The organism is Neobacillus pocheonensis (assembly GCF_050477905.1).
In the GTDB taxonomy this organism is placed as follows: Bacteria; Bacillota; Bacilli; order Bacillales; family Cytobacillaceae; genus Neobacillus; species Neobacillus pocheonensis_A.
In genome coordinates this window covers 1-16728 of the sequence record NZ_JBCNAD010000049.1, presented here as the reverse complement: position 1 = coordinate 16728, position 16728 = coordinate 1, and the positions used below count along the sequence as shown (strand labels likewise).

Here is a 16728-nt window from a genome sequence, read left to right as displayed (position 1 = left end):
TACCTCACATTAAAAGTCGTTGTATATATAAGCACCGGCACTTGCATCATTAAAACCGTACATAAAAAATAATAAAAGAAGGATCAGTAAATAATAGAAAAAGCGGGCGAACCACTTTACCTTTTGATTTGTCATGAATGCTTTAAAACTTTGAAACATGGTATTCCCCCTTTTTTCCCACTGACTTACATATCATAATTCCGTTTTGATTTTGTTGCATTAAAAACAAATGAGAAAAGAATTAAATTTAAGTTATCAATTTATAAAAATAAATAAAAAAAGGCCAAGTTGTGACACTTGGCCTTTTGGGATATTTAAAGAACTAAATCCGATTGGATGTAATGGAACAAAAGCTTAGCTGTATTTTCAAGTGATGATTCATGAGTGCGTTCAAAGGCATGGGATGAATCGATTCCAGGTCCAATCAGTCCATGGACAATATCATGTCCAGCTCGGATAGCTGCAGAAGCATCGGAGCCATAAAACGGATAAATATCCAATTTATATTCAATATTATTTGCCTCTGCAAGACCCACTAGGTTTTTCCTTAATCCATAATGGTAAGGTCCGCTTGCATCCTTTACACAGATAGAAACGGTGTACTCATCTGTCGATTGCCCATCGCCCATCGCACCCATATCCACGGCTAAATATTCAATAGTTTCTGGGGTAATATTGGAGTTGCCTCCATAACCAATCTCTTCATTGTTCGAAATGAGGAAATGCGTGGTATATGGTAGTGATATATTTTCAGCTTTTATCTGCTTGATTAATTGAAGCAGGATGGCGACGCTTGCCTTATCATCTAAATGGCGGGATTTAATAAATCCACTTGGCGTTACTTCTACGCGCGGATCAAAGGAAACGAAGTCGCCAACTTCAATCCCGAGTGCCCGAATATCGGCTGCATTATGTACTTTTTCGTCAATCCGGATCTCCATATTATCCTGATTGCGCTCTGCCTTACCAGCATCCTTATAGACGTGGACAGACGTCTGGTGCATCAAAATGGTCCCAGTATATTTTTTGCCGCTGCTTGTTTCTATTTGACAGTATTCTCCTTCAATAGAGTTGAACTTAAATCCGCCAATTAGGTCAATTTTGAGTCTGCCATTTGATTTTATTTCTTTTACCATTGCACCGAGTGTATCCACGTGAGCGGTCAACATACGTTGGCGGCTTTGATCCCTACCTTCAATCGTAGCAATTAATCCACCTTTGCGGTTTCTTTTCGTCTCAATTTGCAGCTCTGAGAGGAATTTTTCTACAAAAGTAATGACTTTGTTTGTATTACCGGACGGGCTTGGAATAGAAACTAAGTCGGTTAATAATTTCATGGTTTCTGATGTTTTCGTATTTGGCACAGAATGTTCCCCTTTCTGAATTTACATCCATCCTAATTATCAAATTTTTGTGTTATTTAAACCAGCCTTTTTTCTTGAACCACATTGACATCCCAATCGCAACTAGAATCATGACTGCAATAGTGGTGAAAAAACCATATTTCCAGGTTAATCCTGGCATATAGCGAAAATTCATTCCATACAAACCCACAATAAATGTCATTGGCATAAAGATAGTGGTAATAACAGTAAGCACCTTCATAACATGGTTCGTTTGGTGAGAGTTGAGCGAAATGTAACTATCCCGAATATCAGTTGTCAGTTCGCGATTGGCTTCGATCATCTCCGCCAATTTAAGAAGATGGTCATGAATATCAGAGAAGTACACCAATTTCCCTTGAATATCCGTCATCCGCTGCGAATTTAATATCCGATAAATTAGATCGCGCATGGGTGTTATGGTATGCCGTAATGAAAGGAGATGGTGTCGTATATCAAATAAATCTTCTAATAATACTTCCATCGACCTTCCTTTCGAGTTCTCATCAATCTCGCTTAAACGATCCTCAATTTGATAGACGAGTGGAAAATAGTTGTCCACCATTTTATCAATGACATTATATAGAACGTGAGAAGGATCCCACTTTTTATGATTAGTGGCCGAATGGATTCGATTCCAAACGTCGTTTATTTCATTTGATGGCTTATGATGAAACGTAACGATATACTGACCACTTAAAAAGAAATTGACTTCTTCCCTTATCAATGTTTCTTGGTTGAGTGCCTGGGTAACAAAAAAGGCATAATCTCCATAATAATCCAGCTTTGGCCTTTGTAAACGATGGATACAATCTTCAATTGCTAATGGGTGAAAGGAAAGTGGGTCTCTGAGTAATTCAACTTCTTCCTCAGTGGGCTGATCAAAGTCAATCCAAAACCACTTAAAATCTCCCGAAATGACTTTCATCATGTCTAAATCCTTGATTAGCTCATTTTTTTTACTTATTGCTATCGTTCGTAACATAATAACTCCTAATTTCTATTTTTGGGAATCTTAGATGAAAGCACAGCTTGTTCATCCCATTGTTTTTTATTTTTTCGCTCTTGAAACACTTGAAATAGACTTTGGATTCCTAGAATCGCTACCACGATTATACCACTAAAGACTATAAAGACTGCGAAATATTCGAAAGGATTATAGTGCTTAAAATGGGACCAATTTATTTTTCCAGCTAAATCCTTTGTAAATAGATTGATGCTGAAAATCCCACAGATAACAGTATAAATTGTTAAAACTAAAAGGAGCATACTGTCTTTTTTCGTCACAGAATTTTCTTCATATTTAAATAAACTAAAGAGAGTTTCTTTTGTGTTGGTATACAACTCGTCAACATTATAGGCTTTTTTAAATAGTTTAAAGAGTTCTTGGCCTTCTATTTTTGCCGGATATTCAATAAAGAAAAAATTGGAGGTAAATGAATTAATAAAGTAGATCAATTTTTCAATAGCATTGTAATCCTTCTCGATGTGAATAGCTGAATAGTTATAGGCAATTTTTAAGAAAACCAATTTATTAAAAAGATGGATAAGTTGCAGATAGTAAAATTCCCCGAAAAAGTTCTTGGCTTTTGTGTCTAAGCCGTTATTTGATAGAAAAGTAAAACAGTGGTCATTTAGACCTATATATGTATTTGGAGCCCATCGGTTATAGCTGTGTTCATTTACGTAATTGATTATATATTCATTATTACCTAGGTCGCCATTACATAATGTAATGGAACGGAAAAGATCGATTTCATCAATGGACTCATCATTTGTTAAATGAATGAGAGATTGAATCTGCATTTTGTTAGGCTCGAAAAAAGGGGGAGGAGAATCCCAATCAACAAAAGCCGATAAATCTGGAAGCAAGTCCTCAAAATTTTTCCTCCGAAAACTATTTGCAAACTCTAAAGCATGTGAAAAAGGGATATCATTTATTTCTGCTCGCACTGTAATAAATCCAAGCTCATAGGGACAGATGATCAAATCTATAGAATGGATTTTAAATGGAATATTTAAATGGTCTGCTATCAACAACCGATTCAAGCTAAATCCTTTGGTATATCTTTGGAATCCTATTTCATCCTCAGATGCAGGGAAAAGATATTGAGATGTTAACGGGAGGAAAAAGGTCTCCATATCATCGTGAGAGACTTGATAAGTTCCATAATATCCTGATTCATTTTGTGATTTGGATAATATGTATCGGGTGAATTGATTCTCTTGTAGAAACAAGATTAAGTTTTTAAATGTTTCTCCCTTATATGAAATAGGCAGAATAAAATGAAAAAGTGCCGCTGATACGTGTTTTTTGTTTCTATCGGTTTGCTTCATTCAATATTTTTCCTTTCAACTATATAAAGGTACCTAAAAACAACATTCCCGAAATATTAGAATAAAATTCCATCTTTGAGGGAAATTATGACGAAAGTAGTTAGTTAGGGGTAAGGACATGCCATTGAATAAAATACAGTCCACCAAAGAAGCATTAAAGGATACAGGATTAATTGAATGAAAAAATGAGGCACTCCAAAACTGGAATGCCTCATTTTTTTATACATTTGATGATATTTCTTTATTGCGCATTGCTTGTGGAATATAAACGCAGAATGGCTCACTTTCCAAGTAATCTCCTGTAACAGCATAGGTTCTTGAACGGGACCCTCCGCAAATTTTGTTATATTCGCAGACACCACACTTGCCTTTATAGTTATCAGGTTGACGCAATTCTTTAAAAACCTTGGATTCCCGATAAATTTCAGCAAGCGGAGTATCACGAACATTTCCAGCTACAATTGGCAGTAAGCCGCTTGGCACCACTTCACCAATATGGGTAACGAAGGCAAAGCCGTTTCCATCGTTTACGCCTTTTGGTGCTCTCTTTAAGCCGTCATGCATCGAAGCAAAATCGGTTGTAATTGAATCTTCGTAATGAATTTCACCTTTTTCAATTAAATGGTAACGTTGTTTTTGCTGTAAGACTACACGGCGATAATGTTGGGCAGCTGTTGTTTTAATGTCATATGGTGCTGTTTTGCTTAGTTCATACAACCAGCGGAAAACTTTTTCATGCTCCGCGGGACTAATACAAGCATCCAATTGGCCGCGACCAGTTGGAACGAGTAAGAAAATGTACCACATAACGGCTTTTAATTCCCCAACAAGCTTTGCCATCTCTTCAAGGTGGTCATAGTTGTATCTTGAAATAACCGTATTAATTTGCAGCGGCATATCTAATTCATTTAAGTATTTTATTTTTTCAAGCGTTAAATCAAATGATCCAGGGGTCCCGCGGAAATGGTCGTGAATTTCTGGTGTTGGACCGTCAAGGCTGAAGCCCCAGCGTGAGAGACCTACCTCTTTGGCCTGCTTCATTTTTTCTTTTGTTACATTAGGCGTTGCGCTCGGTGTCATCGAAACACGCATGCCTTTTTTGATGGCGTAATCAGCGAGTTCAAATAGGTCCTCCCTCATCATGCAATCCCCGCCAGTGAACACGAGCATTGGATTATCCATTTCGTAAATTTGGTCAATTAAATTGATTCCTTCTTCATGGGATAATTCCCGTGGGTCCGGAGTGAGTTGGGCATCGGCTCGGCAGTGTACGCACTTAAGTTGACATGCTCTGGTTACTTCCCATATTACGATAAATGGGTTTTGATCGTAGTCAATCGTCTTGCCCATTCCGTGTGGGTGTCCAGCTGCATGAGGATGTCCTTTACTAATTCCTTGCATTATCATCACCAAGATTCATTATTATTTTTAAAAACATATAAATTGTTTCTATAGGTTTATTATAATTTTCCCGTTACCGAGTGCATGGTTGGTTTGTTACAATATTTCTACATTCATTACGACAATTCTAATCATAGGGTTGTATCGAATATTTATTACAATTTTGTTACAAAAACATCTTGTAAACACTTCGAAAAAATTACCCTAACCCTTGTATGGACTAGGTTTTAAGGGCAATTTCTATGGTGGAAATATGTGAATAAACTTCCAACCTAGGGATGTATTGTAATGTAAACCATATCTTTCCCATATTAAACAGGCATAAGTCTCCTTTATGATATAAATACCAACAAATTAAGGGAGAGTAACCATCCATGAAAAAACATCTACTGACAGTCGCAGCCGCTGCCGGCATCTTGTTTACATCTTTTGGTGGGTCCGCATATGCGCACGAAAATATCTATACAGTCCAATCAGGGGATACTCTTTGGAAAATTTCGCAGGCAAATGGGGTATCTGTTGCTGATTTAAAAGCATGGAATCAGCTTACTAGCGATAATATCTATTTAAATCAAAAACTATCATTACTAGCTCCGCATAGTCATGAAACAACCAATTCTACTTATACTGTGCAAAAAGGAGATTCACTATGGGGGATAGCAACCCGTTACAATCTTTCCGTGGCACAGCTTAAATCGATTAATAACCTAACATCAGATACGATTTATGTGGGACAAGTTTTAAAGGTTAATGCACAAACACCAATACCGGCACCATCTGTTTCAAAGTCTCAAATGGTGATAGATGAAGCTAAAAAATATATCGGAACTCCTTATTTATGGGGCGGAAATACCCCGGCTGGTTTTGATTGCAGCGGGTTTACTAGCTATGTCTTCAATAAAGTTGGAATAACAATTCCGCGTACAGCAGCAACCCAGTGGTCAGGATTGAAGGTAATCAGCACACCAAACCCAGGTGATTTAGTATTTTTTGAAACGTATGCACCAGGACCAACACATGTTGGCATCTATTTAGGTGATAATAAATTTATTCAAGCTGGTTCCCATGGTGTAGCTATCGCTGACATGACAAATACCTATTGGAAGCCAAGGTATTTAGGGGCAAGAACGGCATTTTAAAAAAGAAGAAGGACCCTTTTCGCAAAAGAAACGGGTTCTTCTTCTTTTTTTGAAAATTTAGTATACTGGAAGAATAGAATAAAAGAGGAGAGGGCTAATGATTAAGAGAATCGTAAGTTTGAGTATTTTAATCTTGATAATCGCAATTGGTTTTTTTCAAAAAGATGAATTGCTGCATTTAATAAAAGAGGGCGGGACCTTTTCTATTTTTATTAGCATGTTGCTTGTAGCCATTTGTGTCTTTTTTCCTGTAATCCCTTTTCCAATTTTAGCTGGGATGATAGGGGGTGTTTTCGGAACGTTCCAAGGTGCGTATATTTGTCTAGCTGGTGCAATGGTCGGAACGATGTGCCTCTTTTTCTTAAGTAGATATGGCTTCCGGGATCTTGCGCAAAAGAAATTATCTAAACATCAGAAAGTCCGGGAATATGAGGAATTTCTAAACCGTAACTCCTTCGTTGCAATACTAGTATGCCGGTTAATCCCAATAATTCCAGCTCCGGTGGTGAATATTGTTTGCGGATTAAGTAAAGTAAAATGGCTTACCTTTTTTATCGCTTCGGCGCTTGGAAAACTGCCGAATATTCTTTTATTGTCGTTTGCTGGAAGTCTATTTACTAGCAGCAAGCTATTTTCTTTCGGACTATATGGCGTTTATATTCTAATTATTTTCGTTATCAATTTTGTCATTGTCTATCGTAGAACGGCAAGCAAATCAATCGATTAAATGATTTTTTGTACATTTACATTTGTTAGGTTATCAACAAGGATGATTTCTTTAAAAAAGCTTTTTAAAATTAGCCATTTTGCAGGATAGCTATAAATAAAATCTTCCATAACATCAGTGGAGTAATGAATAAAGCAATCGAATCCTCTTTTTTCCTTTTTCAAATCGTACAAAAGAGCATGGGGAATGGTATAAAATTCATTTAGTTGATAAGGATTGAGTCTTACAATTTCTATTTTTTGGTTATGGATATATTTTTTTATCGATTGTTCCTGCAGCCTTTGGCTTTCTTCCTTGGATCGACCATTTATACAAATTCGGTCATTTATAAAATAAATACCCTTCAAGTATAACACCTCTGAATGGATTGATTGGTATTGTTATTGACAGAGATGGATAGAAGTATACTTTAGCCTTAAGATTCTTTTTACATATGGGGAGTTATTTATGATTAGTGCAGCAGTACATGGATTTATCTTGGCATTCGGACTCATCCTGCCGCTGGGAGTCCAAAATGTGTTTATTTTTAATCAAGGGGCTACGCAGTCAAAATGGGTATATGTCCTACCGGTTGTGTTGACAGCTTCCATTTGTGATACGGTTTTGATTTCATTAGCCGTTTTTGGGGTATCGGCAGTCGTTTTAGGAGTCGCGTGGATAAAGGTGACTATTCTCCTCATTGGTGTCCTTTTTCTCTTGTATATGGGTTATTCAACTTGGAAAAGTAAACCGAAAGCGGAAGGGACAACCGGCACAACCTTCACACCCCGTAAACAGATTGCCTTTGCAGCGTCTATTTCTTTATTGAATCCACATGCGATTATGGACACGATTGGTGTTATCGGAACCAGTTCTTTATCATATATGGGGGCCGTTAAATTAGCCTTTATGCTCGTTTGTATTCTTGTTTCGTGGATTTGGTTTTTTAGCCTCGCCGTTGCAGGAAGGTTAACGGGAAAATTGGATCACTCAGGACGTTTTATCATAATATTAAATAAAATCTCTGCGTTGATTATGTGGGGGACAGCCATTTTTCTTATTTTTTCGATTTTGCCGGAATAAAAAAATTACCCGGCAAAACTGCCGGGTACCAAACAAATATCTATATAAAGGGGGGCGGAGGTTTAGGTTCTTCGTGAACCTATTTATATCTTAATAGATAAATATGAACAATCTATGAAGGAAAGTTTAATAGTTTAAGAAAGGTGACAAAAGTGAAGGATTTTCATTGTTGTGCTACTTGCAAACATTTTAAAGCGGAGAAAAAAACTGACGGAATGCGGTACCTGTGTAGCCGGTTAGGCTATGATACAAAACCTGCTTATAAATTTGATTGCTGGAGTCCGAAAGAGGTAGTAAAAAAATTAATGGGAAAATAGTCCCGAGGTTTTCTATTAGGTGGAGAGGAGAACTCAATTTATGGAAATAAGAAAACCAAACGATTCGGAATATAAAAAGGTTTTATCACTTTCACCACAAGCCTTTTTCGATGGTACATTAGGCAAGGCAAAACTGTCAGATGAAAAAGTCAAACAACTTATTGAACCATTATTGCTGAAAGGAAGCTATTATTTACTAGCAGCTGAAGGCGATAATCTAATGGGTTGGATTCTTATAGGGTCAAGTAAAGACCAATTTACTGAAAAAATATATGGATTTATTTATGAATTGTTTGTGTTAGAAGAATTTAGAGGAAATGGAATTTCAAAACGATTGATGGAGACTGCTATCGAACATCTTAAACAAGATGGATATTCAGAGGTTCGTTTAAGTGTATATGCAGGAAATCAAGCGATTAAACTGTATGAAAAATTGGGATTCAAAAATAGAACCATTACAATGAGTATGCCCATTTAAAACAACTATCATTATTTAACAGCTAATAGGCGGGTTTATTGAGAAGGGGGGAACCAATAAAATGGGTTCCCAACATTTAATCAAAAATCAAAATTTAACATTAACAGATCCAAAAAATTAAACGAAATGCCTCTAAATATAGACTAACTCTGTGGAATTATACGATACGGTCTCATCATCTCATAATCCTCATGCTCGAGCATGTGGCAATGCCATACATATTGTCCTATATAGGGAAAAAACGTCATGGCAATTCTAGTAATGTGCCCTGGGGGACATCTTACCGTGTCCTTCCATCCGTTTTCTGTTACATCCGGTAGAATTGGTGCGCCAGTAAATATTAATTGCTTTGTCTTCTTATAATATTCCACATCAAAAGGCCGGCGATCGAGAATTTGAAACTGAACGAGATGGATGTGAATAGGATGGTCATCCCCGTTCGTATTGACAAAATTCCAGATTTCAATTGTACCAGCTATGGGATTTTCCGTTATCGGATCATCCCATTTCTTTTTATCCAGAAGGAAAAACGGTCTTCCGTATTGATCCTTTTCCTCACTTAATTCTAAAAATCTAGTTACCCATTCTGCCTGTTCTGACATTCTTTTAAACCGGGTCAAATGGGATGGAATCATAGTGGTATCAATGGTTGAAAGTTGTTTTTTTACCCTAAATTGCATAACCATCCCAGTTGTATCAGGATCAACCGGATCACCAATTGGAAAATGTGTTGGTGCATCATTTTTTAATAGAATAGATTTCCCTTCAAGATTAGTAAAGTCAATGATGACGTCCACTCTCTCTGCAGGTGCCAGCAGCAACCTAGGTACACCGATAGGCTGCTCTAGAAAACCACTATCTGTGCCTATTTGATAAAACATTTGCCCTGATTCCAAGGTTAATCCAAAAAAGCGGGCATTAGCCCCATTTAATAACCGAAATCGATATTTCCGCGGCTCTACTTCTAAATAAGGCCACACCTTTCCATTAACAAGAATCTTATCGCCAAAAAAAGAAGAAACAATGGAAGGACGGATGCCGGAAACGCTATCTTCTGGCTGTTCTGGGTATGATAAAGAGCCATCATCAAGGAACGACCGATCTTGTAGTAGTAACGGAATTTCGTATCGTCCACTTGGCAGGTTCATGGAACGTTCCTTCTCATCTCGAATCAGATAAAATCCTGCCAGTCCGGCATAGATATTTAATCTTGTTATACCGATAGCATGGTCATGGTACCAAAGAGCACGTGAGCGTTGCTGATTTCCGTATTCATATATTTTTTTTTGAAAATAGGGACCAGTTTGTTTAAATCCTTTTGTAAACCAGGCATCAGGATAACCATCACTAGCTGGTTCGGTTCTTCCGCCATGAAGATGTACGACAGTTCGGACCTCAGGTTTTTCTACTTCTGCTCCATGAACAGTGTGATCAATTGGGAATAGGTGCTCGGAGGGCAGTTCATTTTCCCACTTAACATATACTTTTTCACCTTTTTCAACCTCAAAGGTCGGTCCTGGGTACATACCCTCATATCCCCAAATCGTGGTCTTAGGCAAATCAATGTGCAACGATTGTTTTGCCTCCCACATGGAAACTTCATAATACGTATAGTGGTTGGATTTCCACTTTGGCTTTAATACAGGGGGAATTGGCAGAGGATCTTTAAATTTTGCTAACTTCATATAAACCGCCCCTTTTTGTTGATATTACTAATATCTATGAATGACGCGAAAGAAAAATTAACCATTCTAGGAATAGCTTATTCTTTAATATAAATAAGGTAGGAATTTATATGTCTCAATTGAGGGAGGGGTGGAGTTGGAGGTTATTGGGAAAAGTGTCATTCGGAAAGAGGCACTTGATAAAGTGACAGGAAGAGCTAAGTATACTCATGATTATCAATCCGTTCAAATGCTTTCTGGTAAAACGGTTATCAGTCCTTTTGGGCATGCCAAAATTATCGATATCGATACATCGGATGCCTGGAAAGTTCCTGGAGTCCGGGCCATTCTTGCAGGAAGAAATTATCCATTAACAGGTGAAGCCATTCGTGACCGGCCGCCGATTGCTGTTGACAAGGTCAGATATCACGGAGAAGTGGTTGCCTTAGTTGTCGCCGATACACCTGTACAAGCCAAAACAGCTGCTGATCAAATAAGGGTCCAATATGAATTACTTCCTGTTGTCAATTCGCCTACACAGGCCTTTCAAAAGGATACACCGCTTGTCCATGAGCGCTTGGGTGAGTACAAGAAAGAAGAAGATTCCCATCCGGTGCCTGATACCAACATTGCTACCCATATTAAAATTCGCAAAGGAAATATGGAGAAAGGCTGGTCAGAAAGTGATAGTGTAGTGGAAGCTAGTTTTTCGTTTGCCCCTTCCGACCATGCTGCAATGGAAACAAGGGTTGCGACTGCAGAAATCATGCCGGACGGTAATATTATCATCATGACCTCTTCACAAGCGCCGTTTATGGTTAAAAGATTAATCTCTGACTATTTCGGTGAGGATTTAGGAAAGATTATCGTCCATACTCCATTTGTGGGTGGAGCATATGGAGGGAAGGCACCCGTTCAGCTCGAGATACTCGCTTATTTAGCTTCCAAGGAAGTGGGTGGAAAACCTGTAAAGATTTTTAACACTAGGGAAGAAGATATTATTACCTCCCCATGTCATATTGGTTTGGACGCAACCGTTAAATTAGGAGCCGACGAGAATGGAAAAATCAAGGCAGCTGAAATCCAATATTTGTGGGATGGCGGTGCCTATTCGGATAAAGCCATTGATGTCACAAGGTCAGGAGCGGTGGATTGTACAGGTCCATATAATATAGAAAATGTTTGGTGCGATTCCTATTGTATGTATACAAATCATCCCTATGCCTCACCATTTAGGGGCTTCAGCCACGCAGAACTCTCATTTGTAATTGAAAGAACAATGGATCTGCTTGCCCAAAAATTAAATATGGATCCACTTGAATTAAGATATATTAATGCCATTAGACCAGGGAATACCACACCCACCAGGGTAAGATTAAATAAAAGTAACGTTGGGAATTTACAAAAATGTATCGTCAAGGTAAGGGAATTAATCAATTGGGACGAAGGGCCAATTAAAGAAATAGACGAAAGGTTTATTAAAGTTAAAGGAGTTAGCTGCAGCTGGAAGACCTCAACCATCGATACGAATGCACCCTCAGGAGCTATTATTACTTTTAATCATGATGGCAGTCTTAATCTGATGACAGGGGTCATTGAAATAGGAACGGGAACCAAAACGGTCCTCGCACAAATACTGGCCGAACGATTGAAAATGGATGTAGATAATATCCATGTTCGGATGGAAGTGGATACACAAACGATGCCAGAGCATTTTAAAACGGTCGCCAGCAGAGGAACTTTTATGGCAGGCAGAGCAGTTTTGAATGCCGCGGAAGATGTTATCAATCAGTTGAAGGAAGTAGCTTCTTGTGTTTTAAGGGCTTCAAAAGAAGATCTTGAAATTGCTAATAGTAGAGTTTTTTTAAGAGATGATCCGTCAATTGGACTCCATTTTAAAGAACTCGGTTATGGCTACACTTATCCAAATGGCAATGCCATAGGTGGTCAAATCATTGGTAGAGGGAAGTATATTTTAAGGCATTTAACCCATTTAGATCCAGAAACAGGTGCCGGCAAGCCTGGCCCAGAATGGTCGGTTGCCGCCTATGGAGTGGAAATTGAATTTGACAAACGTGATTATACGTACCGTGTAATAAAAGCCTGTACTGTGGTCGATATTGGGAAGGTTTTAAATGAAAAAGCGGCGTTAGGACAGGTCATGGGCGCGATGAGTATGGGTATAGCCTTTGCTTGTCGTGAAACCTTTTATTTTGATGACCTCGGCCGGGTTTTAAATCCGCAGCTGCGAACCTATCGTCCGCTCAGGTACGGTGAAAATCCTGAATACTTAGTTGGTTTTGTTGAAACCCCACAGCTAGATTCTCCGTATGGAGCCCGTGGGGTGGGAGAGTTAGGGTTAATGGGAATGCCGGGAGCCCTCGGAAATGCTTTATCAGTGGCAGCAGGGGTATCCATTCACCATTTGCCTTTGATTCCTCAGTTAATTTGGAAGTCAAAGGAGGAGTCTCGGTAATGCTTCCATTTGACTTTGATTATTATAAGCCAGAAACATTAAAAGAGGCCGTTGATTTATTTCAGTATTTAGACCAGCAGGGCCAACAGCCAATGTTTTTTTCGGGTGGAACCGAATTAATTACGCTTGGAAGAATCGATTTAGCCTATACAGAGGCGGTCATAGACATTAAAGATATTGCTGAAAGCAAGGTCATGCAGATAAGCGGGGATCATTTACTGCTGGGAAGCACGCTTACGCTAACAGAAATTGAGGAGGCAAATCTTTTTCCGTTATTAACAAAGACGGCCAGTGAAGTCGCCGATCATACAGCCCGTGGAAAAATCACGCTGGGCGGAAATATTTGTGCTCAGATTTTTTACAGGGAGGCTGTTCTGCCATTTTTGCTTGCTGACAGTCAGGTATTAATTGTGGGGCCTGAGGGAAAGAAGGTTATCCCCATAAATGAGATTTTTCGTGAGCAGTTAAGGCTGAAACGAGGCGAATTTTTAGTGCAATTAGCAACTGACCACCGGTTAATCAGCGCACCGTATATTAGCATCAAACGACGCCAGCAGTGGGATACTGGTTATCCGCTTATTACCATAACAGCATTAAAAACTGCTGAGAAGGTACGTGTGGCTATTAGTGGATTATGCCCGTTCCCTTTTCGCAGCATGGAGGTTGAGTCCATTTTAAATAATTCTGGCCTCTCGATTGAGGCTAGGGTGGAGGGAGCAATTGAAGTCTTACCAAATCCAATTTTAGATGATGTTGAAGGTTCGGCAGAATATCGTTTATTTGTTTTAAAGAATTTGCTCTATGATGTAATGGCGGCACTCGGAAATGTAAGAGTTTGATAGTTTCGTAGAGGGACGGTGAGAGAGACTTGAAATTTCCTACCATTACGCTGAATATAAATGGAGAAAATCGGGTCGTTACAGTCAGGTCAGCTGACACGCTTTTATATGCCTTGCGCGGGAAGTTAGGACTGACAGGCTCCAAGCCCGGATGTTTGAATGGCGATTGTGGAGCATGTACGGTCAACATTGATGGTTGGCCGATGAAATCATGTTTAATGCTGGCTGTGGAAGCGATTGGGAAAAAGGTAACAACCATCGAAGGCTTGCAAAATACTCCTATTCAACAAGCATTTGTTGAAAATTTTGCTTTTCAATGCGGATACTGTACACCTGGATTTATTATGAACTGCCATTCCCTAATCGAGCAGCATCCAGATGCAGATGATGAGACGATCAAGGAGTGGCTTGAATCTAATATTTGCCGTTGCACCGGTTATGCCGAAATTGAGAAGGCGGTCAAATCAGTGTTAAATAGGAAATAGGGTGCCAACACTCGGCACCCTATTTCTTTTTCATTTGAAAATACATATCCAAAACCCGGCGGCCGATTTTCAAGTTTGCTCTGTTATCCTCCTTGCCAGCATATGCCCACGGAACTAATACAGCCATAGCCACTTCGGGATTTGAGCTCGGGGCATAGCTGACTAGGCTGAGATTCATAACTGGCGGTGGCTCTTTTCCAAAATGGCTGCGTAGCGGTCCATCATAAAAAGCTTCTGCCGTTCCAGTTTTGCCTGCAGGAGAATAAGTCACATCGCTGAAAAATTTATATGCGGTACCTCCAGGCTCCTGCATGACTTTTCTAAAGCCTGTTTGTACCCGGTTCATCCATATCTTTTTCGCATCAATCGTATTTAAGACTGTGGGATTAATATCTTTTACAACAGGACCGGGTTCATTTGACCCATCCACAGGTTCACGAATCTGCTTGACTACATGGGGCTGCATCCGATAGCCGCCATTGGCAATCGTCGAAACATACTGGGCTAATTGTATCGCTGAATACGTATCATATTGACCAATAACAAGGTCAAGTAAATAGCCGGGAAGATTGCTTTGCCCCTTTACACCGGTTTGTTCATTCGGTAAATCAATCCCCGTTCTCGTTCCGAGCCCGAAGGCGGCAAACGATTTTCTAATTGTATCAAAAGTCGAGTTGTCAATATTTAATGGTTTGTCATATTCATAATGTCCCTTACCAATTCTGATAGCAGTACGGAACATATAAACGTTGGAAGACTTTTTTAATGCATTTATTTCATTTAGTTTGCCAAGGTATGCGTATGATTTTTTCAGGGGTGTACCTTGAATTTTCAGCCCGGCATCATCAAAAACAGTTCCAGGAGAAATGGCCCCGGTTTTATAACCCGTCAGTACAGTAGCTCCCTTCACAGCAGAACCTACGTTATAGGTTGTCGTGAATGTGCCGAGGGCATCATCAATCATTTCCACTTTACCCGTTTCTTTACTTCTTTCAATTTTTTTTCCTGACATCGCTAAAACTTCCCCGTTTCGAGGGTCCATTAACACAACATACGCCCGGTCGGTCAAACTGGTTCCGGGCCATTGCTTTGCAGCCCAAAGCTCTTCTTCAATAATTTTATCCACGGCCATTTGTAAATCCATATCGATAGTAAGGACAAGATCATTTCCCTTTTTACCTTCCGTAATTGGCTGGGTTTCAATGACATTTCCCGATTTATCTGTAATATTTTTGACTTTTGATTTGTAGCCATGCAAAATATCCTCATACTGCAGTTCCAATTGACTTTTACCAACTCGGTCATTCCGACTGTAACCTCTTGATAAATAATAATCCAATCTGTCGGCAGGCAGACCTTCATCAGACTTTGTTACCTTTCCAAGGACTGATTTCAAAGTATTTTCAAACGAGTAAGCCCGGTCCCAATCTGTCGTTGTGTCGACTCCAGGGAGTGATTGGAGATTCTCACTCACGGCTGCAATTTCCTGCTCAGTTACGTTTTCATTTTTGATAATTTGCGGTGTGTATTTATATCCGTTTATAAATTCTCGATAAAGGGCTATCACTTCAAGGGCTTGATTGGTTTCCTTTAATTCTTCAGGAGAAATACGCTCTAGCTTTAACTTATATAAATCCCTATCGGAGAGCTTTTTGGCATCATATAACAGTTTTTCTTCTTTGGTAATTTTGGCTTCAACTAGATCTGGATGTTTCAAAAACCAATAATCCCGTTGATCATGAACCGTCACTTTATCTGTTTTTTTATCAATCAGTTTGGCTAATTTTTCTGCTGTTTCAAGCATTTCTTTTTGGCTAAACCCTTCATTTGTAAAGGTGATCGCGTTTTTCGGAATGTTATCAACAATGACTTTAAAATCACGGTCATACATTTTACCCCTTGGAACCGGATTACTAACTGTTATATCTTCTTTTCTTTCTAAATCTCTTTTAAAATTTTCCCCATAAACAATTTGAACAAAGCCAAGTCGCAATATTAGGATAGAAAATAAGAAAAAGACACTAAAAAACAGTATATTCAATCGAACGGGAAAGTGAGATTTTTTCTTTTTTGGGTTTTCCACCATTTTCACATCCTTTTACAACCAGTAAACATTATTCTTTATTATTATTATTATTATTTTACGTTTCCTAGTAAAATTATGTAAAGTATTACCTATTTCGTAAATTACTGGTCGATAAATATACAGAAGTAGACAGATTTTTTTAAAACTAATTTTTTTGTCAACTAAAAGATTTTCTAATATTTCCCCTTAATTGAATTTTTAAATTATAATGAGTAGGATTAGTAAGATTACTAACCAACCAATCAATTTAATTTAAAGGCTCTGTTAAACGAAATTGTTATTTTTATACTCTGTTGATTGGAGCGGAGGGCGCTCGACTCCTGCGGGAGTACGGG

15 protein-coding genes are annotated in these 16728 nt (G+C 38.7%); 7 read left to right on the top strand and 8 right to left on the bottom strand.

The features are described from left to right. Positions 1–9: 9 nt before the first annotated feature. The 5 genes from dltX to ABES02_RS24915 form a co-directional block, all read right to left on the bottom strand. Positions 10–159 (bottom strand): teichoic acid D-Ala incorporation-associated protein DltX, encoded by a 150-nt coding sequence (dltX, locus tag ABES02_RS24935; RefSeq protein ID WP_430140471.1) that lies wholly within the window; start codon positions 157–159, stop codon positions 10–12. Between the two features lie 155 nt (positions 160–314). Continuing rightward, on the bottom strand, positions 315–1337 hold the full coding sequence (locus ABES02_RS24930; protein WP_430140526.1) for a M42 family metallopeptidase: 1023 nt from the start codon (positions 1335–1337) through the stop codon (positions 315–317). A 79-nt stretch (positions 1338–1416) separates the two neighbouring features. Continuing rightward, positions 1417–2367 carry a magnesium/cobalt transporter CorA gene (gene corA, locus ABES02_RS24925; protein ID WP_430140470.1) on the bottom strand — a complete coding sequence of 317 codons (951 nt, stop codon included), beginning with the start codon at positions 2365–2367 and terminating at the stop codon, positions 1417–1419. A gap of 8 nt (positions 2368–2375) precedes the next feature. After that, complete coding sequence (locus ABES02_RS24920; protein WP_430140469.1) at positions 2376–3719, bottom strand: hypothetical protein; 1344 nt, start codon at positions 3717–3719, stop codon at positions 2376–2378. Positions 3720–3938: 219 nt separating this feature from the next. Then, positions 3939–5120 (bottom strand): TIGR04053 family radical SAM/SPASM domain-containing protein, encoded by a 1182-nt coding sequence (locus tag ABES02_RS24915; RefSeq protein WP_430140468.1) that lies wholly within the window; start codon positions 5118–5120, stop codon positions 3939–3941. 374 nt (positions 5121–5494) lie between these two features. Between ABES02_RS24915 and ABES02_RS24910 the strand changes: the two genes are divergently transcribed. Next, a complete protein-coding gene (locus ABES02_RS24910) occupies positions 5495–6259 on the top strand; it encodes a LysM peptidoglycan-binding domain-containing protein (RefSeq protein ID WP_430140467.1) in 765 nt (254 codons plus the stop codon). A 97-nt stretch (positions 6260–6356) separates the two neighbouring features. Continuing rightward, positions 6357–6986 carry a TVP38/TMEM64 family protein gene (locus ABES02_RS24905; RefSeq protein WP_430140466.1) on the top strand — a complete coding sequence of 210 codons (630 nt, stop codon included), beginning with the start codon at positions 6357–6359 and terminating at the stop codon, positions 6984–6986. On the opposite strand, the gene ABES02_RS24900 is transcribed toward ABES02_RS24905, so the two are convergent. Then, positions 6983–7342: a hypothetical protein gene (locus ABES02_RS24900; protein ID WP_430140465.1), complete on the bottom strand. Its 360-nt coding sequence runs from the start codon at positions 7340–7342 to the stop codon at positions 6983–6985. The genes ABES02_RS24905 and ABES02_RS24900 overlap by 4 nt on opposite strands. 91 nt (positions 7343–7433) lie before the next feature. On the opposite strand from ABES02_RS24900, the gene ABES02_RS24895 reads away from it, so the two are divergent. Together ABES02_RS24895 and ABES02_RS24890 are read left to right on the top strand one after the other, a co-directional pair. Next, positions 7434–8048, top strand: a complete 615-nt coding sequence (locus ABES02_RS24895) for a LysE/ArgO family amino acid transporter (protein ID WP_430140464.1) — start codon at positions 7434–7436, stop codon at positions 8046–8048. Between the two features lie 357 nt (positions 8049–8405). Continuing rightward, positions 8406–8843, top strand: coding sequence for an N-acetyltransferase family protein (locus tag ABES02_RS24890; protein ID WP_430140463.1), 438 nt, complete (start codon positions 8406–8408; stop codon positions 8841–8843). 143 nt (positions 8844–8986) lie between these two features. Here the strand turns inward: ABES02_RS24890 and ABES02_RS24885 are convergent, their stop codons facing one another. Continuing rightward, the gene (locus tag ABES02_RS24885) at positions 8987–10528 is read right to left on the bottom strand and encodes a multicopper oxidase family protein (RefSeq protein ID WP_430140462.1); all 1542 of its coding nucleotides are present in this window, start codon (positions 10526–10528) and stop codon (positions 8987–8989) included. 136 nt (positions 10529–10664) lie between these two features. On the opposite strand from ABES02_RS24885, the gene ABES02_RS24880 reads away from it, so the two are divergent. From ABES02_RS24880 to ABES02_RS24870, 3 genes are read left to right on the top strand one after another with little or no spacing between them, the layout of a single operon-like run. Continuing rightward, positions 10665–12983 (top strand): xanthine dehydrogenase family protein molybdopterin-binding subunit, encoded by a 2319-nt coding sequence (locus ABES02_RS24880; protein ID WP_430140461.1) that lies wholly within the window; start codon positions 10665–10667, stop codon positions 12981–12983. Then, positions 12983–13822 (top strand): FAD binding domain-containing protein, encoded by an 840-nt coding sequence (locus tag ABES02_RS24875; protein WP_430140460.1) that lies wholly within the window; start codon positions 12983–12985, stop codon positions 13820–13822. The genes ABES02_RS24880 and ABES02_RS24875 overlap by 1 nt, the downstream gene beginning before the upstream one ends. A 29-nt stretch (positions 13823–13851) precedes the next feature. Further along, on the top strand, positions 13852–14307 hold the full coding sequence (locus tag ABES02_RS24870) for a (2Fe-2S)-binding protein (protein ID WP_430140459.1): 456 nt from the start codon (positions 13852–13854) through the stop codon (positions 14305–14307). Between the two features lie 19 nt (positions 14308–14326). Here the strand turns inward: ABES02_RS24870 and ABES02_RS24865 are convergent, their stop codons facing one another. After that, on the bottom strand, positions 14327–16390 hold the full coding sequence (locus ABES02_RS24865; RefSeq protein ID WP_430140458.1) for a peptidoglycan D,D-transpeptidase FtsI family protein: 2064 nt from the start codon (positions 16388–16390) through the stop codon (positions 14327–14329). Positions 16391–16728: the final 338 nt, after the last annotated feature.

Excerpts from the sequence above, each read along its gene's own strand:
- ABES02_RS24875 (WP_430140460.1), top strand. The coding sequence starts at position 12,983 with ATGCTTCCATTTGACTTTGATTATTATAAGCCAGAAACATTAAAAGAG.
- ABES02_RS24915 (WP_430140468.1), bottom strand. The coding sequence starts at position 5,120 with ATGCAAGGAATTAGTAAAGGACATCCTCATGCAGCTGGACACCCACAC.
- ABES02_RS24910 (WP_430140467.1), top strand. The coding sequence starts at position 5,495 with ATGAAAAAACATCTACTGACAGTCGCAGCCGCTGCCGGCATCTTGTTT.
- ABES02_RS24930 (WP_430140526.1), bottom strand. The coding sequence starts at position 1,337 with ATGAAATTATTAACCGACTTAGTTTCTATTCCAAGCCCGTCCGGTAAT.
- ABES02_RS24895 (WP_430140464.1), top strand. The coding sequence starts at position 7,434 with ATGATTAGTGCAGCAGTACATGGATTTATCTTGGCATTCGGACTCATC.
- ABES02_RS24885 (WP_430140462.1), bottom strand. The coding sequence starts at position 10,528 with ATGAAGTTAGCAAAATTTAAAGATCCTCTGCCAATTCCCCCTGTATTA.
- corA (WP_430140470.1), bottom strand. The coding sequence starts at position 2,367 with ATGTTACGAACGATAGCAATAAGTAAAAAAAATGAGCTAATCAAGGAT.
- ABES02_RS24905 (WP_430140466.1), top strand. The coding sequence starts at position 6,357 with ATGATTAAGAGAATCGTAAGTTTGAGTATTTTAATCTTGATAATCGCA.
- ABES02_RS24890 (WP_430140463.1), top strand. The coding sequence starts at position 8,406 with ATGGAAATAAGAAAACCAAACGATTCGGAATATAAAAAGGTTTTATCA.
- ABES02_RS24920 (WP_430140469.1), bottom strand. The coding sequence starts at position 3,719 with ATGAAGCAAACCGATAGAAACAAAAAACACGTATCAGCGGCACTTTTT.
- dltX (WP_430140471.1), bottom strand. The coding sequence starts at position 159 with ATGTTTCAAAGTTTTAAAGCATTCATGACAAATCAAAAGGTAAAGTGG.